The 18,413-nt window shown below is 72.4% G+C and carries 16 protein-coding genes; 12 read left to right on the plus strand and 4 right to left on the minus strand.

Translation table 11 applies throughout. The features are described from left to right. The first annotated feature begins 47 nt into the window (after nt 1-47). From lpdA to ACWD11_RS06270, 6 genes are all read left to right on the plus strand, one after another. Nucleotides 48-1,436: a dihydrolipoyl dehydrogenase gene (gene lpdA, locus ACWD11_RS06245; protein ID WP_451281564.1), complete on the plus strand. Its 1,389-nt coding sequence runs from the start codon at nt 48-50 to the stop codon at nt 1,434-1,436. 60 nt (nt 1,437-1,496) lie between these two features. Then, entirely contained in the window at nt 1,497-3,368 is a 1,872-nt protein-coding gene (sucB, locus tag ACWD11_RS06250) for a 2-oxoglutarate dehydrogenase, E2 component, dihydrolipoamide succinyltransferase (RefSeq protein WP_451281565.1), read from the plus strand. A 270-nt stretch (nt 3,369-3,638) separates the two neighbouring features. After that, nucleotides 3,639-4,268, plus strand: coding sequence for a GntR family transcriptional regulator (locus ACWD11_RS06255; RefSeq protein ID WP_389418460.1), 630 nt, complete (start codon nt 3,639-3,641; stop codon nt 4,266-4,268). Between the two features lie 252 nt (nt 4,269-4,520). After that, a complete protein-coding gene (aceE, locus tag ACWD11_RS06260; RefSeq protein ID WP_451281567.1) occupies nt 4,521-7,223 on the plus strand; it encodes a pyruvate dehydrogenase (acetyl-transferring), homodimeric type in 2,703 nt (900 codons plus the stop codon). A gap of 87 nt (nt 7,224-7,310) precedes the next feature. Continuing rightward, the gene (locus tag ACWD11_RS06265) at nt 7,311-8,297 is read left to right on the plus strand and encodes a helix-turn-helix transcriptional regulator (RefSeq protein WP_451281569.1); all 987 of its coding nucleotides are present in this window, start codon (nt 7,311-7,313) and stop codon (nt 8,295-8,297) included. Nucleotides 8,298-8,373: 76 nt separating this feature from the next. After that, nucleotides 8,374-8,892, plus strand: a complete 519-nt coding sequence (locus ACWD11_RS06270; protein WP_389418864.1) for a DUF4240 domain-containing protein — start codon at nt 8,374-8,376, stop codon at nt 8,890-8,892. 7 nt (nt 8,893-8,899) lie between these two features. Here the strand turns inward: ACWD11_RS06270 and ACWD11_RS06275 are convergent, their stop codons facing one another. Further along, nucleotides 8,900-9,085, minus strand: a complete 186-nt coding sequence (locus tag ACWD11_RS06275; RefSeq protein ID WP_389418457.1) for a hypothetical protein — start codon at nt 9,083-9,085, stop codon at nt 8,900-8,902. Nucleotides 9,086-9,189: 104 nt separating this feature from the next. Continuing rightward, nucleotides 9,190-10,002 carry a peptidoglycan recognition protein family protein gene (locus tag ACWD11_RS06280; RefSeq protein WP_451281572.1) on the minus strand — a complete coding sequence of 271 codons (813 nt, stop codon included), beginning with the start codon at nt 10,000-10,002 and terminating at the stop codon, nt 9,190-9,192. A 159-nt stretch (nt 10,003-10,161) separates the two neighbouring features. Between ACWD11_RS06280 and ACWD11_RS06285 the strand changes: the two genes are divergently transcribed. Continuing rightward, nucleotides 10,162-11,346 (plus strand): MarP family serine protease, encoded by a 1,185-nt coding sequence (locus ACWD11_RS06285; RefSeq protein WP_451281574.1) that lies wholly within the window; start codon nt 10,162-10,164, stop codon nt 11,344-11,346. 54 nt (nt 11,347-11,400) lie between these two features. Here ACWD11_RS06285 and ACWD11_RS06290 read toward each other — a convergent pair whose 3' ends face one another. Next, the gene (locus ACWD11_RS06290) at nt 11,401-11,898 is read right to left on the minus strand and encodes a GNAT family N-acetyltransferase (RefSeq protein ID WP_389418454.1); all 498 of its coding nucleotides are present in this window, start codon (nt 11,896-11,898) and stop codon (nt 11,401-11,403) included. A gap of 70 nt (nt 11,899-11,968) precedes the next feature. Between ACWD11_RS06290 and ACWD11_RS06295 the strand changes: the two genes are divergently transcribed. Both ACWD11_RS06295 and ACWD11_RS06300 read left to right on the plus strand, forming a co-directional pair. Next, entirely contained in the window at nt 11,969-12,865 is an 897-nt protein-coding gene (locus tag ACWD11_RS06295) for a TIGR01777 family oxidoreductase (protein ID WP_451281576.1), read from the plus strand. 171 nt (nt 12,866-13,036) lie between these two features. After that, entirely contained in the window at nt 13,037-14,377 is a 1,341-nt protein-coding gene (locus ACWD11_RS06300) for an NAD(P)/FAD-dependent oxidoreductase (RefSeq protein WP_451281578.1), read from the plus strand. Nucleotides 14,378-14,392: 15 nt separating this feature from the next. Here the strand turns inward: ACWD11_RS06300 and ACWD11_RS06305 are convergent, their stop codons facing one another. Further along, nucleotides 14,393-15,826: a regulator gene (locus tag ACWD11_RS06305; RefSeq protein WP_389418451.1), complete on the minus strand. Its 1,434-nt coding sequence runs from the start codon at nt 15,824-15,826 to the stop codon at nt 14,393-14,395. 234 nt (nt 15,827-16,060) lie between these two features. Between ACWD11_RS06305 and lipB the strand changes: the two genes are divergently transcribed. From lipB to ACWD11_RS06320, 3 genes are all read left to right on the plus strand, one after another. Then, nucleotides 16,061-16,858, plus strand: a complete 798-nt coding sequence (lipB, locus tag ACWD11_RS06310) for a lipoyl(octanoyl) transferase LipB (protein WP_389418450.1) — start codon at nt 16,061-16,063, stop codon at nt 16,856-16,858. A gap of 106 nt (nt 16,859-16,964) precedes the next feature. Next, a complete protein-coding gene (gene lipA / locus ACWD11_RS06315) occupies nt 16,965-17,930 on the plus strand; it encodes a lipoyl synthase (protein WP_451281581.1) in 966 nt (321 codons plus the stop codon). 246 nt (nt 17,931-18,176) lie between these two features. Beyond that, complete coding sequence (locus ACWD11_RS06320; RefSeq protein WP_389418448.1) at nt 18,177-18,377, plus strand: SCO2195 family GlnR-regulated protein; 201 nt, start codon at nt 18,177-18,179, stop codon at nt 18,375-18,377. Nucleotides 18,378-18,413 lie beyond the last annotated feature (36 nt).

Consider the following 18,413-nt stretch of genomic DNA (forward strand, 5'->3'; position numbering starts at 1 on the left):
ACCGGTCACTGGAGACCGGCGTGGCGCACATGCATGGAGGACGTGACGTGGCGAACGACGCCAGCACCGTTTTCGACCTAGTGATCCTCGGCGGTGGTAGCGGTGGTTACGCCGCGGCCCTGCGCGGGGCGCAGCTGGGCCTGGACGTCGCCCTGATCGAGAAGGACAAGGTCGGCGGCACCTGCCTGCACCGGGGCTGCATCCCCACCAAGGCCCTGCTGCACGCGGGCGAGATCGCCGACCAGGCCCGCGAGAGCGAGCAGTTCGGCGTGAAGGCCACCTTCGAGGGCATCGACGTCCCGGCCGTCCACAAGTACAAGGACGGCGTCATCGCCGGCCTGTACAAGGGGCTCCAGGGGCTCATCGCCTCCCGCAAGGTGACGTACATCGAGGGTGAGGGCCGCCTCTCCTCGCCGACCTCCGTCGACGTGGGCGGCCGCCGTGTCCAGGGCCGCCACGTCCTGCTCGCGACCGGCTCCGTGCCGAAGTCGCTGCCGGGCCTGGAGATCGACGGCAACCGCATCATCTCCTCGGACCACGCCCTCGTCCTGGACCGGGTGCCGAAGTCGGCGATCGTCCTCGGCGGCGGTGTCATCGGCGTCGAGTTCGCCTCCGCCTGGAAGTCCTTCGGTGCGGACGTCACCGTCATCGAGGGCCTCAAGCACCTCGTCCCGGTCGAGGACGAGAACTCCTCCAAGCTGCTCGAGCGCGCGTTCCGCAAGCGCGGCATCAAGTTCAACCTGGGCACCTTCTTCTCGAAGGCCGAGTACACCCAGGACGGTGTCAAGGTCACCCTCGCCGACGGCAAGGAGTTCGAGGCCGAGCTGCTGCTGGTGGCCGTCGGCCGCGGCCCCGTCTCCCAGGGCCTGGGCTACGAGGAGCAGGGCGTCGCCATGGACCGCGGCTACGTCCTGGTCGACGAGTACATGCGCACCAACGTTCCGACCATCTCCGCCGTCGGTGACCTCGTCCCGACCCTCCAGCTCGCGCACGTCGGCTTCGCCGAGGGCATCCTGGTGGCGGAGCGTCTGGCCGGTCTGAAGACCGTCCCGATCGACTACGACGGTGTCCCGCGGGTGACCTACTGCCACCCGGAGGTCGCCTCCGTCGGCATCACCGAGGCCAAGGCCAAGGAGATCTACGGCGCGGACAAGGTCGTCGCTCTGAAGTACAACCTGGCGGGCAACGGAAAGAGCAAGATCCTCAACACCGCGGGCGAGATCAAGCTCGTCCAGGTGAAGGACGGTGCCGTGGTCGGCGTCCACATGGTCGGCGACCGCATGGGCGAGCAGGTCGGCGAGGCTCAGCTGATCTACAACTGGGAAGCGCTGCCCGCCGAGGTCGCCCAGCTCATCCACGCCCACCCGACGCAGAACGAGGCGATGGGTGAGGCCCACCTGGCCCTCGCGGGCAAGCCGCTGCACTCGCACGACTGATCCCTCGGTCGACGAAGCGACGACACAGACTTCCGCAATCCGTTAGGAGCAACCGAAACCATGCCGGTTTCCGTAACCCTTCCGGCGCTCGGCGAGAGCGTCACCGAGGGCACTGTCACCCGCTGGCTGAAGGCCGAGGGCGAGCGCGTCGAGGCCGACGAGCCGCTGCTCGAAGTCTCGACCGACAAGGTCGACACCGAGATCCCTTCGCCTGCCGCCGGTGTCCTGGCCTCCATCAAGGTCGCCGAGGACGAGACCGTCGAGGTCGGCGCCGAGCTGGCCGTCATCGACGACGGCACGGGCGCGCCCGCTGCCGCCGAAGCCCCGGCCGCCGAAGCCCCGGCCGCCGAGGAGGCGGCCCCGCCGGCTCCCGAGCCGGCCCCGGCCGCCCAGCCGTCCACGGAGCAGGCGGCTCCGGCCCCGGCTCCCACCGCCGAGGCCGCTGCCGGCTCCGGCTCCGCCGAGGGCACCGACGTCGTCCTGCCCGCGCTCGGTGAGTCCGTCACCGAGGGCACCGTCACCCGCTGGCTGAAGTCGGTCGGGGACAGCGTCGAGGCCGACGAGCCGCTGCTCGAGGTCTCCACCGACAAGGTCGACACCGAGATCCCGGCGCCCACCTCCGGTGTGCTGCTGGAGATCACGGTCGGCGAGGACGAGACGGCCGAGGTCGGCGCCAAGCTCGCCGTCATCGGCGCGCCGGGTGCGGCTCCGGCCGCTGCCCCGGCTCCCGAGGCCCCGGCCCCGGCTGCCGCTCCGGCGCCCGAGCCCGAGCCCGCTCCGGCCCAGGCCGCCCCGGCCCCCGCCCCGGCCGCCCCGGCTCAGGCTCCGGCTGCTCCGGCCGCCCCCGCCGCTCCGGCCCAGGCCGCCCCGGCCCAGGCCGCCCCGGCCCAGGCCGCCCCGGCCCAGGCCGCTGCCCCGGCCCCCGCGCCGGCCGCTCCTGCCGCCCCGGCCCAGGCCGCCCCCGCTCCGGCCGCTCCGGCGCCCGCCGCGCAGGCCACCGACGAGGGCGCCTACGTCACCCCGCTGGTGCGCAAGCTCGCCGCCGAGAACAGCGTCGACCTGGCCTCCGTCAAGGGCACCGGCGTCGGCGGTCGCATCCGCAAGCAGGACGTCATCGCCGCCGCCGAGGCCGCGAAGACCGCCGCTCCGGCTCCGGCCGCCGCGGCTCCGGCCGCCGCCGCCAAGAAGGCTCCGGCGCTGGAGGCTTCCCCGCTCCGCGGCCAGACCGTCAAGATGCCCCGCATCCGCAAGGTCATCGGCGACAACATGGTCAAGGCGCTGCACGAGCAGGCGCAGCTGTCCTCGGTCGTCGAGGTCGACGTCACCCGCCTGATGAAGCTGCGCGCCCGCGCCAAGGACGCGTTCGCGGCCCGGGAGGGCGTCAAGCTCTCCCCGATGCCGTTCTTCGTCAAGGCCGCGGCCCAGGCGCTGAAGGCCCACGCGCCGGTCAACGCCAAGATCAACGAGGCCGAGGGGACCATCACCTACTTCGACACCGAGCACATCGGTATCGCGGTGGACTCCGAGAAGGGCCTGATGACCCCGGTCATCAAGAACGCCGGTGATCTCAACCTCGCCGGCATCGCCAAGGCCACCGCCGACCTGGCGGGCAAGGTCCGGGCCAACAAGATCACGCCGGACGAGCTGTCGGGCGCGACCTTCACCATCTCCAACACCGGTTCGCGCGGCGCGCTCTTCGACACGATCATCGTGCCGCCGGGCCAGGTCGCGATCCTCGGCATCGGCGCCACGGTCAAGCGCCCGGCCGTCATCGAGACGGAGGATGGCCCGGTCATCGGCGTCCGCGACATGACGTACCTGACCCTCTCCTACGACCACCGCCTGGTGGACGGCGCCGACGCGGCCCGCTACCTGACGGCGGTCAAGGCGATCCTGGAGGCGGGCGAGTTCGAGGTCGAGCTCGGCCTGTAACCCACCTGGGCTTTTCTGCCTGTACGGCGCCCCGTCCGGAAATCTTCCGGGCGGGGCGCCGCCGTTGCGGAAGGCCGACTGCGACGCCCCGAGGGACGCGGGCGGCCTCGATGTGCGACTCCGTCCCGCGGACGCCACCGCCGCCCACCACCCCCGCCACACGCCGTGTAAGCCTCGTCTCACCTGCGTGGAAGCGCCCCTGTGCGCCCCTCCGGGACGGGCTGGCGGCCGTATTGTCTAGATGTCAAACGCGCGCCCTAAGGAGCCCTCATGACCGCGCCCGTCGTCCACTCGCTGCGCGAACAGATCCGCGAGCACATCCTGGAAGGGATCATCAGCGGACGCTGGCAGCCGGGCGAGCGGATCGTGGAGCGGCGGATCGCGACCGAGCTGGAGGTCAGCCAGACGCCGGTGCGCGAGGCGCTGCGGGAGCTGGAGTCGCTGCGGCTGATCGAGTCGGCGCCCAACAAGGGCGTACGGGTGAGGAATCTGACCGCCGCCGATCTCGAGGAGAGCTACCCGGTACGGGCCGGTCTCGAGGCCATCGCCGCGGAGCTGGCGGCCGCGCGGCTCGCGGAGGACTGTTCCGCGCTGGAGCCGCACGTCGCCGCGCTGTACGAGGCGGACCGGAACGCCGACGGGACGGGGCAGGTGCGGCACACGGTCGGTTTCCACCGGGAGATGGTGCGGGCCGCCGGGAATTCCGTCCTGCTGCACACCTGGGAAGGGCTCGGTATCGAGGTCTTCACCGCCCTCTCCATTCGCTGGCTGGGGACCGTCCAGCAGTCGTACGCCGAGGAGCACGAGGAGCTGGTGCAGGCGTTCCGGCGGCGGGACCCGCGGATCGCGGAGCTGGTCAAGGCGCACGTCCTCGGCTGCGCCCCGCGCCACGAGCCCTGAGCGGACCCCCGCTCATACGTCGCCCCACCTGCATAAACAGACGGCACCCGGTGTCTCCGGGCGAGGCACCCCGTGCCGACTTTCTCGTTATCGAGAGGTTTTCTCCTTCAACCCTTTGATCGATCATCGATCAGGGAGTTACAGTCGCCGACGGGTCTGAACCGAGACCCACGCCCTGTCCTGCCAAAGACCAAGGGCACCCCCGAACCCTTACCGATGAGGGAACCCCCTTCGACTGAGGAAGGCGGCGACATGACCGACCCCAACGCCATCCAGCCGAGCGAGCTCGACCAGCTCCACGACCGGGACCCGGAGGAGACCGCCGAATGGCAGGCCTCCCTCGACGCGGTCGCCAAGGCGGCCGGCCCGCACCGTGCGGCTTACCTGATGCGCCGCACCCTGGAGCGCGCGGAGGGCACCGGCATCGCGCTGCCCAAGCTGCTGGAAACCGACTACCTGAACACCATCCCCACCGCCGCGGAGACGGCCGTCCCCGGTGACGAGGAGATGGAGCGCAGGATCACCGCCTGGAACCGCTGGAACGCGGCCGCCATGGTGACCCGCGGCTCGAAGTACGGCGTCGGCGGTCATATCGCCACCTTCGCCTCCGCCGCGTGGCTGTACGAGACCGGCTTCAACCACTTCTTCAAGGGGAAGGAGGCGGATGGCTCCGGTGACCAGCTCTACATCCAGGGGCACGCCTCTCCCGGTATCTACGCCCGTGCCTTCCTCGACGGCCGGCTGAACGAGCACCACCTCGACCGCTTCCGCCAGGAGTCCGGCGGTGACGGCCTCCCGTCGTACCCGCACCCGCGCCGCCTTCCCTGGCTGTGGGAGTTCCCGACCGTCTCCATGGGTCTCGGTCCGCTCTCCGCCATCTACCAGGCGCGCTTCAACCGGTACCTCACCCACCGCGGCATCAAGGACGTCTCCGCCTCGCACGTGTGGGCGTTCCTCGGCGACGGTGAGATGGACGAGCCCGAGTCGACGGCGGCCCTCGCGCTCGCCGCCCGCGAGGAGCTGGACAACCTCACCTTTGTCATCAACTGCAACCTGCAGCGCCTCGACGGCCCGGTCCGCGCCAACTTCAAGATCGTGCAGGAGCTGGAGGCCCAGTTCCGCGGCGCCGGCTGGAATGTCATCAAGACGCTGTGGGGTACGGCGTGGGACGAGCTGTTCCGGCTCGACACCACCGGCGCGCTGGTACGCCGGCTCCGCGAGGTACCGGACGCGCAGGTGCAGACGTACCAGACGCGTGACGCCGCCTACATCCGCCAGGACTTCTTCGGCAAGGACCCGGCGCTCGTGGAGATGGCGAAGCTGCTGGGCGACGACAAGATCCTGGAGTGCTTCCACCTCTCCCGCGGTGGTCACGAGGCGCGCAAGGTGTACGCCGCCTACAAGGCCGCCGTCGAGTTCAAGGGCGCGCCGACCGTGATCCTGGCCCAGACCGTCAAGGGCCACACCCTCGGCGAGGGCTTCGCGTCGAAGAACGCCAACCACCAGATGAAGAAGCTGACGGTGGACGAGTTCAAGACGATGCGTGACCTTCTTGAACTGCCCATCAAGGACAGCGACTTCGTCGACGGCCAGGTCCCCTACGGCCACCCCGGCGCCGACTCCCCCGAGGTCCGGTACCTCCAGGAGCGCCGAGCGGCCCTCGGCGGCCCGGCCCCGGCCCGCCGTACGCACGCGCTGGCCCCGCTGCCCGCGCCCGCCGAGAAGGCCTTCGCCTCCTTCGACAAGGGGTCGGGTTCCCAGAACGTGGCCACCACGATGGCCTTTGTGCGGCTCGTCAAGGACCTGGTCCGCGACAAGGAGTCGGGCAAGCGCTGGGTGCCGATCGTCCCCGACGAGGCGCGCACCTTCGGCATGGAGAGCCTCTTCCCGTCCCTGGGCATCTACTCGCCCAAGGGCCAGACGTACGAGCCGGTCGACCGTGACCAGCTGATGTACTACAAGGAGGCCAAGAACGGCCAGATCCTCAACGAGGGGATCACCGAGGCCGGTTCGATGGCCGACTTCATCGCCGCGTCCACCGCGTACTCCACGCACGGTGAGGCGATGATCCCGTTCTACATCTTCTACTCGATGTTCGGCTGGCAGCGCACGGCCGACCAGATGTGGCAGCTCGGCGACCAGCTCGGCCGCGGCTTCCTGATCGGCGCCACCGCCGGCCGGACGACGCTGACCGGTGAGGGTCTGCAGCACGCCGACGGCCACTCGCCGGTGATCGCGGCGACGAACCCGGCGGCCCTGACGTACGACCCGGCCTTCGCCTACGAGGTCGCGGCCATCGTCAAGGACGGTCTGCGCCGGATGTACGGCGAGGCGGCGCCCGGCGAGGACCCGAACGTCTTCTACTACCTGACCGTCTACAACGAGCCGCTGCCGCAGCCCGCGAAGCCGTCCGGGCTCGGTATCGACGAGGGCATCGTCAAGGGCCTGTACCGCTTCAACACGGCCGAGTCGGCGGGTGTGACCGTGCCGGCGAACGCCCCGCGCATCCAGCTGCTGGGCTCCGGTACGGCGATCCACTGGGCGCTGAAGGCGCAGCGGATGCTCGCCGAGGAGTGGGGGGTCGCGGCCGACGTCTGGTCGGCGACGTCCTGGACCGAGCTGCGGCGCGACGCCCTGGAGGCGGACGCGGCGCTGCTGCGGGGCGAGGAGCGGGTGCCGTACGTCCGGCAGGCGCTGCAGGGCGCCGAGGGCCCGGTGCTGGCGGTCTCCGACTACATGCGGCAGGTCCCGGACCAGATCGCGCAGTGGGTCGAGCAGGACTGGTCCTCGCTGGGCGCGGACGGCTTCGGTCTCTCCGACACCCGTGAGGCGGCCCGCCGCCACTTCGGTGTCGACGCCGAGTCCATCGTGGTCGCGGCCCTGGCCCAGCTCGCCAAGCGCGGCGAGACGCAGGCCACGGCGGTGAAGGAAGCGCGCGCCAAGTACGGCCTGTAGGACCAGGCCTGTAGGACAACGGCCCGCAGGACAGGGCGTCAAGGAGGAGGCCCCCACCTCGGTGGGGGCCTCCTGCATGATGGCCGTATGCGCGCCGCCCGCCTGATCAAGATGGTCCTGCTCCTGCAGTCCCGGCCCTCCATGACCGCCGCCGAGCTGGCCCGGGAGCTGGAGGTGTCCGAGCGGACCGTGACGCGGGACGCGCAGGCGCTGTCGGAGGCGGGGGTGCCGGTCTACGCGGACCGGGGGCGGGCCGGGGGGTACCGGCTGATCGGGGGGTACCGGACGCGGCTGACGGGGCTGCACCGCAGCGAGGCCGAGGCGCTGTTCCTGAGCGGGGTGCCCGGTGCGCTCCGGGAGATGGGCCTCGACGACGCCGCCTCCGCCGCACGCCTGAAGGTGTCCGCCGCGCTGCTGCCCTCCCTCAGGGACGCGTCCCGGACCGCCTCGCAGCGGTTCCATCTGGACGCGCCGAACTGGTTCAAGGAGCCCGAGACGCCCGCGCTGCTGCCCGCCGTCGCGGAGGCCGTGTGGGACGACCGCCGGGTGGTGGCGGTGTACCGGCGGGGCGAGGGCGAGGTGCGGCGGGAGCTGGAGCCGTACGGGCTCGTGCTGAAGGCGGGGGTCTGGTACCTGTGCGCGCGGGTCGCCGGGCACGGGTCGTACCGCGTCTACCGCATCGACCGGTTCGCCGCCGTGGAGGCCGGGGAGGAGCGGTTCGAGCGGGACGAGGAGTTCGAGCTGCCCGCCTTCTGGGAGGAGCGGGCCGAGCAGTTCGCGCGGTCCCTGCTGCGCGCGGAGGTGGTGGTACGGCTGTCCCCGGACGGGGCGCGCAGGCTGCCGTACCTCCTCGATCCGCTGTCCGCGCGGGAAGCGCTCGCGCGGGCCGGTGAGCCGGACGGGGACGGGTGGGTGCGCGTGACGGTGCCGGTGGAGTCCGAGGAGGTCGCGCACAGCCAGCTCGCGTCGCTGGGTCCGGAGGCCGAGGTGCTGGCCCCCGACTCCCTGCGGGCGCGCTTCGCGGCGGACACGCGGCGGCTGGCCGCCCTGTACGGCACGGAACAGGCGCGATAACAACCGCGGACGCCCGATAACAATCCGCCCCACTCCACGTGCGCCCCACCCGTCAAGGGCCGATGCTGGACCCGTGATGGACGAGACGGAGTTCTGGGAGCTGGTGGACGCCACGCGCGAGGCCGCCGAGGGCGACCCCGAGGAGCAGGCGGACCTGCTGGTGGACCGGCTGCTCCAGCTGGACCCCGAGATGGTCCTGGACTTCGCCCGCCACTTCGAGGCCCGCTACAACCGCGCCTACACCTGGGATCTGTGGGGCGCCGCCTGGGTGCTGCTGGACGGCGCGAGCGACGACGCCTTCGACTTCTTCCGGTGCTGGCTGATCGGCCAGGGCCGGGAGGTGTACGAGGGCGCGGTGCACGACCCCGACTCGCTGGCCGACCTCCTGGACGAGTTCGACGAGGAGTACGACGGCGACGGCGAGGAGCTCGGCTACGCGGCCGACGAGGCCTACGAACAGCTCACCGGCACCGTCGCCCCGGACCTCGGCATCCCGCCCGCCGCCACGGAACCGCAGGGCACCCCGGTCGACTTCGAGAACGAGCCGGCCCTGGCCGAGCGCTACCCCAGGCTCTGGGAACGCTTCCGCGCCTAGAACGCGCCTAGACCCTGCGGCGGTTCGGGTCCGAGGGGAGGTACGCCTGCGCGGCCTCGGCCTTCACCTTCACCGTGTGGTGCTGCGGTGCCGCGTTGGCCTGTTCGAGGGCCGATGCCGTGACGGCCGCCGGTCCCAGAACGACGGTCGTGACCGCGCAGACCACCGTCCACATCCGACTGCTGCTCCTCATGTGTCCCCACCTCCGGTCGGCTTGTGGGCACGACGCTAGGGCGGCGGGATCTGAGCGCCCTGCGCGCCCGCTGTGGCGTTCCTGTGAGAGCGGTCCCGGCAGGCTCAGTGGCGGCCCTGGAGGTAGGCCGCCAGTTGCCGGATCTGGGGCAGCCGGGCGCTGAGGGCCGCGCCGGGGCAGCTGGTCATGTAGCCGTCCCGGTGCCCCGCGAGGGCGTGCAGGGTGGCGCGGGTGCCGCGCGGATAGCGGCTGAGGCTGTTGCTGGAGACCAGGCGGACCTCGGCGCGCGGGTCGGTGCCGGACAGGCCCAGTTTCCAGGCGGCGAGCGCGGCGATGGAGTCCGTCATGGCCTGGGGCACCTCCGCTCCGGCCGTGAAGGTGCCGAGGGCGGCGATCCCGGCGGTGCGGTGGTTGAAGCCCTGGGTGTGGGCGCCGGTGACGGCGCGGGCGACGCCTCCGGCGCGGCCCTCGTAGATGGTGCCGCAGCGGTCGACGAGGAAGTTGTAGCCGATGTCGTCCCAGTCCCGGGAGCCGGTCTGGCCGGTGTACAGGTAGCGGAGGATGCGGGGCGCCTCGGCGCAGTCGTAGGCGTTGGGCGAGTCGGTGTGGTGGACGAAGACGGCCACGACCTCGTCGTCGTAGCGCGGTGGCGGCTGGGAGCGCCGGGTGTCCTCGTCGAGCCAGGCCGAGCGCGGCACGATGGGCGGCCGGGTGGCGCTGTGCAGGGCGGCGGGACGGGCCGCGAGGGCGCGCCCGGCCGCGGGGCGCTCCACGCCGCTGGCGCACAGGGCGAGGGCGGTGACGGCGGCGAGCCCCGGCAGACAGCCGAGTGCGGCGAGCGCCGGACGGGGTATTCGGCCGGGACGACGCCTTCGTGCCCCCCGCGTTCTTCGGAAGGCCGGTCGGAAGACACGCATGGACCCACTGTCCGACGGATCCGCTCCGCCCGCGATGTGTGCTCTGCCACCCGGTGGAACCATCGTCATGGTCTGCGGCGTTTTCCGGGTACACGCGCGCGTGGCTGATCACAGGACCTGTTCCGTGCGTACTGGATGGTCCGAGAGAAAGGCGGCTCCGTGGACCTGCTCGACATCCTGCTGTTGCTCGCGATCCTCGCCTACGCGGCCTCCGGCTACCGGCGTGGTCTGGTCGCCGGGTGCGTCTCGCTCGCCGGGTTCGTGGGCGGCGCGGTCATCGGTGTGTGGGTGCTGCCGTGGGTGATGGAGCTGGTGACGCCGGGGACGACCGCGGCGACGGTGACCGCGGTGCTGACGGTGCTGGTCCCGGCGGCGGTGGGGCACGAGCTGGCGGGGCGTCTCGCGCTGCGGCTGCGCCGGGAGCTGGACCGGGGTCCACTGCGGGTGGCCGACGGCATCGGCGGGGCGGTGGCCAACTCGGTGGCCGTGCTGATCGTGGCCTGGGTCGCGGCGAGCGTGCTGGCCGCGTCCTCCTCGCCGCTGCTGACCTCGGCGATCCGGGACTCCCGGGTGCTGGGGACCGTGCAGGACGCGATGCCGGACACCACCCCGGCCTGGTTCTCGGGGGCCACCTCGGCGCTCACCGAGGCAGGCTTCCCGCAGGTGTTCAACCCGTTCGAGAAAGAGTCGGCCGCCGAGGTCGCCCGGCCCACCGGCGACAGCGTCACCGCCGCCGCCACCGACGCCGCCCAGCGGAGCACGGTCAAGATCGAGGGCGTCTCGGGCTCCCAGGGCCGCGAGGGCAGCGGTTTCGTGTACGCGGCGCGGCATGTGATGACCAACGCCCATGTGGTGGCCGGCATCGACGAGCCGAGCGTGCGGGTGGGCGGGGTGGGTCCGGCGTACGACGCCCGGGTGGTGCTGTTCGACCCGGGCAAGGACGTGGCGGTGCTGTACGTGCCCGAGCTGAGCGCGCCGGTGCTGAAGTGGGACGACAGCGCGGCGCGGGGCGACTCGGCGGTGGTCGCCGGTTATCCCCAGGACGGCGCCCTGAACCTCCAGGCGGCCACGGTCGCCAACCGGGTGCAGGCGACGGGCCGGAACATCTACAACGACGAGACCGTGACCCGTGAGATCTACTCGATCCGCTCCACCGTCCGCCCGGGCAACTCCGGCGGTCCCCTGCTGACCACGGAGGGCCGGGTGTACGGCGTGGTCTTCGCCCGCTCCACCTCCGACGCCGAGACCGGCTATGTGCTGACCGCGGACGAGGTCGCCGAGGAGGCCGGGCGGGCGGCAGAGGCGACACGGGCGGTGGACACGGGCGAGCTGATCACGCCGTAGAGACCAGAACCCGGTGCAGACCAGAACCTCGTAGAGGTCAGGGCGCCGTAGAGATCAGAGCGCGCGGCCCATGGCGACGTCGTCGACGTAGACGCCGTCCAGGCAGAACTCCTCGGGCAGGACGCCCTCCACCACGAAGCCCTCGGACTCGTAGAGCTTCCGGGCCGGGGTGTTGTGGCCGAGGACGCGCAGGGTGAGGCGGCGGGCGCCGCGGCGGCGGGCCTCCGCCACGGCCGCCCGGATCAGCGCGCGCCCCACCCCCAGGCCGCGCGCCTCCTCGGACACGGCGAGGCCCTGGATCTGCCGGACGTGCGCGTTCGAGGCGAGCGGGGTGGGGAAGGCGAGCCGGATGTAACCGACGAGGCGGCGGTCGAGCTCGGCGACCAGGTAGTCCTCGGGGAGGTGGCGCTCGTCGAAGAAGGCGCGGTACGGCGGTTGCGGGCGGGGGGTGACCGCGTGCAGCGTCGACCAGGTGTCACGGTCGAGCCGGGCCAGCCGCTCCTCGTCGGCGGGCGTGGCGATGCGTAGGTGCGGCTGTCGGGACTCGGACATGCGGGTCACCCTACGGCGGCGGCGGACCGGGCTGACCGGGCAGGCAGGACGGCGGGCGGAGGATGGGGCCATGGAACACTCGAAGATCGTGGTGGCCGGCGCGTCGGGGCTCATCGGCGGCGCCGTGGTCCGGTCCTTGCGGGCGGACGGGCACGAGGTGGTGCGCCTGGTGCGGCGCGCGGCGCGGGCGAAGGACGAGGTCCGCTGGGACCCCGACGCCGGGTACGTCGATCCGGCCGGGCTCGCCGGGTGCGCCGCGGTGCTCAACTTCGCGGGGGCCGGGGTGGGCGGGCGGCGGTGGACGGACGCGTACAAGCAGCGGATCCGGGACAGCCGGGTGCGGGGCACGGCGACGCTCGCCGAGGCCATGGCGGCGCTGCCCGAGCCGCCGCGGGTCTTCGTCAACGGCAGCGCGATCGGCTACTACGGCGAGACCGGCGACCGGGCCGTCGACGAGAACGCGCCGCCCGGGACCGGCTTCCTGCCCGAGGTGTGCGTGGCGTGGGAGGGCGCGGCGGCGCCGGCCGAGCGGGCGGGGGTGCGGACGGTGTTCGTGCGCACGGGGCTCGTGGTGGCCCGGCAGGGCGGGGCCTGGGCGCGGCTGTTCCCGTTGTTCAAGGCGGGGCTCGGCGGGCGGATGGGCGACGGGAGCCAGTACTGGTCGTACGTCTCGCTGCACGACGAGGTGGCGGCGATCCGGCATCTGATGGCGGCCGACGGGCTGTCGGGGCCGTTCAACGTGACCGCGCCCGAGCCGCTGACGAACCGTGAGATCACCGAGGTGATGGGGCGGGTGCTGCGCCGGCCGACGCTGTTCGCGGTGCCGGCGCCGGTGTTGCGGACGGTGCTCGGGGAGATGGCCGGGGATGTGCTCGGCAGCGCACGGGTGGTGCCGAAGCGGCTGCTGGAGTCGGGGTTCAGCTTCGCGTTCCCCGATGCGGAGGCGGCCGTACGGGCCGCGCTGTGACGAGGTGAGCCCGGTTCGCCGCCCGCATGCGACCGTTGTGCGACCGTGCCCTGTCGATGCGCGACTCCCGCTGACCGATTGCCGCCCTAACCTCGACCCGAACTCGGGTATCCCCGGAGCCTGTTGGGGGCATGACGTCTCCACCGGCCGCGCAACCTCGAGGAGGGGCACGTGCTTGAGCCCGCGTACCAGGCGGACGTCGTCGTGGTGGGAGCCGGGATCGCCGGCCTCGCGGCGGCGCAACGGCTGATCAGTGCAGGAGTGAGCGTCACAGTCCTGGAGGCCGCCCATGAGGTGGGCGGCCGCATGTCGACCGAGAAGGTGGACGGCTTCCGGCTCGACCGCGTCGGGCAGCTGATGTCCACGTCGTACCCCGAACTGAGACTGACCCCGGGACTCGACGCGCTCGCCCTGCGCACCTTCGCCCCCGACATCCTGCTGCACAGCGACGGACGCCACCATCGCGTGGGCGCTCCGGCGTCCCAGGGTGGCGCAAGGGGCGCACTCCACACGGTGCGCGCCCTGGCGAGCGCCCCCCGGCCGACGTCGGCGCCCCGTGCGCCGCTGGGCACTGCGGTCGACCAGGCGCGGCTCGCCGCCGCGCTGGCCCGGCTCGCGGGCACCCCGGCCGCCCGCCTGCTGGCCCGCCCGGAGTCGACGGCCGGGCGGTCGCTGACGGCCCGAGTCCTGCCCGCCCGCACGGTCGACAACTTCGTACGGCCGCTGCTCTCGGCCCTGCTGGGCGATCCGGAGCTGACGGTCTCCAGCCGGTGCGCGGACCTGGCGCTGCACTCCTTCGCCAGGGGGCGGCTGTGCGTGCCGGAGGGAGGCGCGGAGACCCTGCCCCGGCTGCTCGCCCGGTCCCTGCCCGCCGGGACCGTGCACACCGGGGTGCGGGTCACCTCGGTCTCCACGACCTCGGTGACCACCGCGGAGCACGGGGTGTACCGCTGCCGTGCCGTGCTCCTCGCCACCGGCGCACGCACCGCCGCAGGCCTGCTGCCCGGGCTGCGGGTCCCGGACTTCCATCCGGTGACGGTCGTCCACCACACGACGGACGAGCCGCCGTCGAGCGGCGCCGCACTGCTCCTCGACGCCGACCGGGGCGGCCCGGTGGCGCACACGGCGGTGGCCAGCGCGGTGGACCCGGCCCGGGCCCCGGCGGGCCGCGCCCTGGTGTCGTCGACGGTGCTCGGCGCACCGCCCGCGGACCTCGACACGGCGGTCCGCAGGCATCTGGCCCGCCTGTACGGCACGTCCACCACCCGCTGGGAGACCCTGGCGGTCCACCACACGGCGGACGCGGTGCCGTCCATGCGCCCCCCGCACGACCCGCACCGCCCGGTGCGCCTGCTGGCGGGCCTGTACGTCTGCGGCGACCACCGGGACACCAGCACCGTCCAGGGCGCCCTGCACTCGGCCCGCCGCGCGGCGGGGTCGATCGTGAGCGACCTGGGAGTGACCGGCTCCCTGCACCGGGCGGACCCCCTGCCGACGGCCCAGGCGGCCTGAGGCGGGCCGGCCGGCCTACCCCAGCGCGGCCACCCTGTCCCGGTACCCGCGCACCGGGGCGGCGTCCTTGTACGGCTCCAGCCTTCGCTCGAAGTCCCGGATGTACTCCACCGCCCGTACCGACCGCATCTCCGCCGCCTGGCCCGCGGCCTCCACGCCCAGCGCGCACGCCTGGTCGAGTTCGCCGAGGCCCAGGCGTGCGGTGGCGAGGACCACGCGGCAGAACAGGCGGCTGCGGGCGAAGGCGGGGGCCCGCAGCTGCAGGGAGCGCTCGGCGTGCTGCGCCGCCGCCCGGAACTGCTGCAGGTCGCGGTGGCAGTGGCCGAGCTCGTCGGCCAGTTGCGCCTCGTCGAAGAACCGGGCCCAGTGCGGCACCTCGTCGCCGGGCCGCGCCGCCTCCAGGGCGCGCTCGGCGCGGGCCAGGGACGCCGTACAGGCCCGTACCTCCCCCAGCACCCCGTGCCCGCGGGCCTCGGCCGCGTGCAGCAGGGCCTGGACGGTGGGCGGGGCGGTCGTGCCGACGCCCTGCTGGGCCACCCGCGCGAGCTGCACCGCCTCCCGCCCGTGCCCGAGGTAGACGGCCTGCCGGCTCATGGTGACCAGCACGTACGAGCCGTACGCCCGGTCCCCGGCCGCCTGGGCCAGCCGCAGCGACTGGACGTAGTACCGCTGCGCGAGCCCGTGGGCTGCGATGTCGTACGACGTCCAGCCCGCGAGCCGGGTCAGGTCGGCGGCCGCGGCGAACAGGCGGCGGCCGGTCTGCTCGCCGTAGGTGCCGCGCAGCATCGGCTCGCACTCGTGCTCCAGGTAGCGCACGAGGGCCTGGCGGGCGTGGCCGCCGCCGTACATGTTGTCCAGGGTGCGGAAGAGCTCACCGACCGAGCGCAGGGCGTTGATGTCGCCGGCGGTGACCTTCTGGCCGGGGCCGCGCTCGGCGCCGCGCTGCCGGGGCACCGAGGGGCGGTTCTGCACCGGCACCCGGACCGGCGCCTCGCCGTGCGCGACCCGGTCGTCGGGCCGGCCGATCAGCCAGTCCCGGCTCGGCACCACCAGTCCGGCTGGGGTGAAGGCGATCTTGCGCAGCTCGGCATGGCTGCCGGAGTCCTTGCGCCACAGCCCGCTGACGATGTCGACGGCCTCCTCGGGGGTCGCGGCGAACTCCAGGCCCGCGTAGACGGGGGCGCAGGCGTCCAGGCCGAGGTCCTGGGCGGTGAGCCGGCGGCCGAGGCGGCGGGTGAAGACCTCGGCGATCAGGGCGGGGGTGGTGCCGCGCGGCTGCTGTCCGCGCAGCCAGCGGGTCACGGATGTCTTGTCGTATCTCAGGTCCAGCCCGTGTTCGAGTCCGAGCTGGTCCACGCGACGGGCGAGACCCGCGTTGGAGAACCCCGCTTCTGCGATGAGCGCGGCGAGCTGGCGGTTGGGGGTGCGCTGCGCGGGTCGTTCCGTCATCTGCGGTGCGGTCTCCTGCCTTCCAGGCCTCTGACTTGCCCGGATTGCCTGTGAGCAGCCCTTATGGCCTCAGTGAACGGCGCGAATGTAGCGGAGAGTGAGCAGGCCATCGCACATTTCGTCACCCGTTCATCCGATCGTGTGAGGATTGGCCGCAAGACTGACGCTCGACCGGCAGTCGTACAGTGGCGTAGGCACCCTTCGTGCCTTACGACGTCCAGGGAGGCGCTTGCCGTGAGTGAGTTGCGGTTCGTCCGGATGGGGTTCGGAGCGAACGCCGTCGAGTACCAGGAGGCGTGGGACGAGCAGCGCCGGGTGCACGCGGCCCGGTTCGCCGACGAGATCCCCGACACCGTGCTGTTCCTCGAACACCCGCCGGTCTACACGGCCGGCCGGCGCACGGCGGACAACGAGCGGCCGCTGGACGGCACCCCGGTGATCGACGTGGACCGCGGCGGCAAGATCACCTGGCACGGCCCGGGCCAGCTGGTCGGCTACCCGATCCAGAAGCTCCCGCGCCCGGTGGACGTCGTGGCGCATGTACGGCGGCTGGAGGAGGCCCTGATCCGCACCTGCGCGGAGTTCGGCCTGGAGACCACCCGCGTCGAGGGCCGCAGCGGAGTGTGGGTGCTCGGCGACCCGGTCGAGCAGCGTCCCGTGCTCGGCGGCCTCTCGCTCGACTTCGACCCCCGGCTGCAGGACGAGGAGTTCGACCCGCGGCTGAACGGCCCCGAGTACGCCCCGTCCAACGCGGGCCAGCGCCGCGAGGACCGCAAGATCGCCGCGATCGGCATCCGGGTGGCCAAGGGCGTCACGATGCACGGCTTCGCGCTGAACGTGAACCCCGACAACAAGTGGTTCGACCGCATCATCCCGTGCGGCATCCGGGACGCGGGCGTCGCCTCCCTCGCCGCCGAGCTGGGCCGGGACGTGACCATCGGCGAGGTGCTGCCGGTCGTCGAGCGGCACCTGACCGACGTGCTGCGGAACGCGGAGCTGAAGCCACGGGAGATCGAGCGGGCGGCCGTCTGACGCCGGGAATCCGCCATCGGGCCGTGGGGTTGGCCTGACAGCAGGGCTGAGTAAACACGGGCGTACCCTGGTGTACGCCGAAGAATCGAAGCTACAGGGAGCCGATGTGTCCGCAGTCACACCCGACGGACGCAAGATGCTGCGCCTTGAGGTCCGGAACGCCCAGACCCCCATCGAGCGCAAGCCCGAGTGGATCAAGACCCGGGCGAAAATGGGTCCCGAGTACATCAAGATGCAGAACCTCGTGAAGAGCGAGGGCCTGCACACGGTCTGCCAGGAAGCCGGCTGTCCCAACATCTACGAGTGCTGGGAGGACCGCGAGGCGACCTTCCTCATCGGCGGCGACCAGTGCACCCGGCGCTGTGACTTCTGCCAGATCGACACCGGCAAGCCCGAGGCCCTCGACCGCGACGAGCCGCGCCGCGTGGGTGAGTCCGTGGTCACCATGGACCTGAACTACGCCACCATCACCGGCGTCGCCCGCGACGACCTGGAGGACGGCGGCGCCTGGCTGTACGCCGAGACGGTCCGCCAGATCCACCAGCAGACCGCGGGCCGCGAGGCCGGCCGCACCAAGGTCGAGCTGCTGGCCCCCGACTTCAACGCCGTGCCGGAGCTGCTGCGGCAGGTCTTCGAGTCCCGCCCCGAGGTCTTCGCGCACAACGTCGAGACCGTCCCGCGGATCTTCAAGCGCATCCGTCCCGGCTTCCGCTACGAGCGCTCCCTGAAGGTCATCACCGAGGCCCGCGACTTCGGCCTGGTGACCAAGTCGAACCTGATCCTCGGCATGGGCGAGACCCGCGAGGAGGTCAGCGAGGCGCTGCGGCAGCTGCACGAGGCCGGCTGCGAGCTGATCACCATCACCCAGTACCTGCGCCCCTCCGTGCGCCACCACCCCGTGGAGCGCTGGGTCAAGCCGCACGAGTTCGTGGAGCTGAAGGAGGAGGCCGAGCAGATCGGCTTCTCCGGCGTGATGTCCGGGCCGCTGGTGCGCTCGTCCTACCGCGCCGGACGGCTGTACCAGATGGCCGTGGAAAAGCGCGGTTCGTACGTCGCCTCGCAGGCGGTCTGACGGCACGCGGTGCCACCGTGCGCGTGTGAACCTGCGCACAAGCAACTACCGCCCGGTAGCGGCCGATTGACGCGGTCCTGGGTGTCCCCGCAGATGGGGGCGCTTCAGGACCGCGTCGGCGTTTTCGGGCCACTCCTCGGGGCTTCATTCGCGTTTGACCGGCCGGTCACGCCCTGGTAACACCAAACAGTGACGCTGGACTCACATCACGTACATCCGAACCCACTCCGAGGGGGGACCTCACCCATGCAGGCCGCGCCGGTACGCGCCACCGCCATTCCGTCCGTCAGCACTGCACTCCGTGCCGTCGAGTCGCTGCTCCTGAGCGGCGGCCAGCGCACCGCCCGCCGCAACGCCTGGACGTCCGTCCTGGAGGACCGCCGCCGGGCCAAGGACCGGGTCGAGGCGCAGCAGATCCTGGAGCGGGTGCTCACCCCCGGTCCCTGACCGTTCGGTGACCGGCACTGCCGTCGTCGGCGCTCG

It is taken from the genome of Streptomyces sp. NPDC002776 (assembly GCF_053592195.1).

Excerpts from the sequence above, each read along its gene's own strand:
- sucB (WP_451281565.1), top strand. The coding sequence starts at position 1,497 with ATGCCGGTTTCCGTAACCCTTCCGGCGCTCGGCGAGAGCGTCACCGAG.
- ACWD11_RS06255 (WP_389418460.1), top strand. The coding sequence starts at position 3,639 with ATGACCGCGCCCGTCGTCCACTCGCTGCGCGAACAGATCCGCGAGCAC.
- aceE (WP_451281567.1), top strand. The coding sequence starts at position 4,521 with ATGACCGACCCCAACGCCATCCAGCCGAGCGAGCTCGACCAGCTCCAC.
- ACWD11_RS06265 (WP_451281569.1), top strand. The coding sequence starts at position 7,311 with ATGCGCGCCGCCCGCCTGATCAAGATGGTCCTGCTCCTGCAGTCCCGG.
- ACWD11_RS06270 (WP_389418864.1), top strand. The coding sequence starts at position 8,374 with ATGGACGAGACGGAGTTCTGGGAGCTGGTGGACGCCACGCGCGAGGCC.
- ACWD11_RS06275 (WP_389418457.1), bottom strand. The coding sequence starts at position 9,085 with ATGAGGAGCAGCAGTCGGATGTGGACGGTGGTCTGCGCGGTCACGACC.
- ACWD11_RS06280 (WP_451281572.1), bottom strand. The coding sequence starts at position 10,002 with ATGCGTGTCTTCCGACCGGCCTTCCGAAGAACGCGGGGGGCACGAAGG.
- ACWD11_RS06290 (WP_389418454.1), bottom strand. The coding sequence starts at position 11,898 with ATGTCCGAGTCCCGACAGCCGCACCTACGCATCGCCACGCCCGCCGAC.
- ACWD11_RS06295 (WP_451281576.1), top strand. The coding sequence starts at position 11,969 with ATGGAACACTCGAAGATCGTGGTGGCCGGCGCGTCGGGGCTCATCGGC.
- ACWD11_RS06305 (WP_389418451.1), bottom strand. The coding sequence starts at position 15,826 with ATGACGGAACGACCCGCGCAGCGCACCCCCAACCGCCAGCTCGCCGCG.
- ACWD11_RS06320 (WP_389418448.1), top strand. The coding sequence starts at position 18,177 with ATGCAGGCCGCGCCGGTACGCGCCACCGCCATTCCGTCCGTCAGCACT.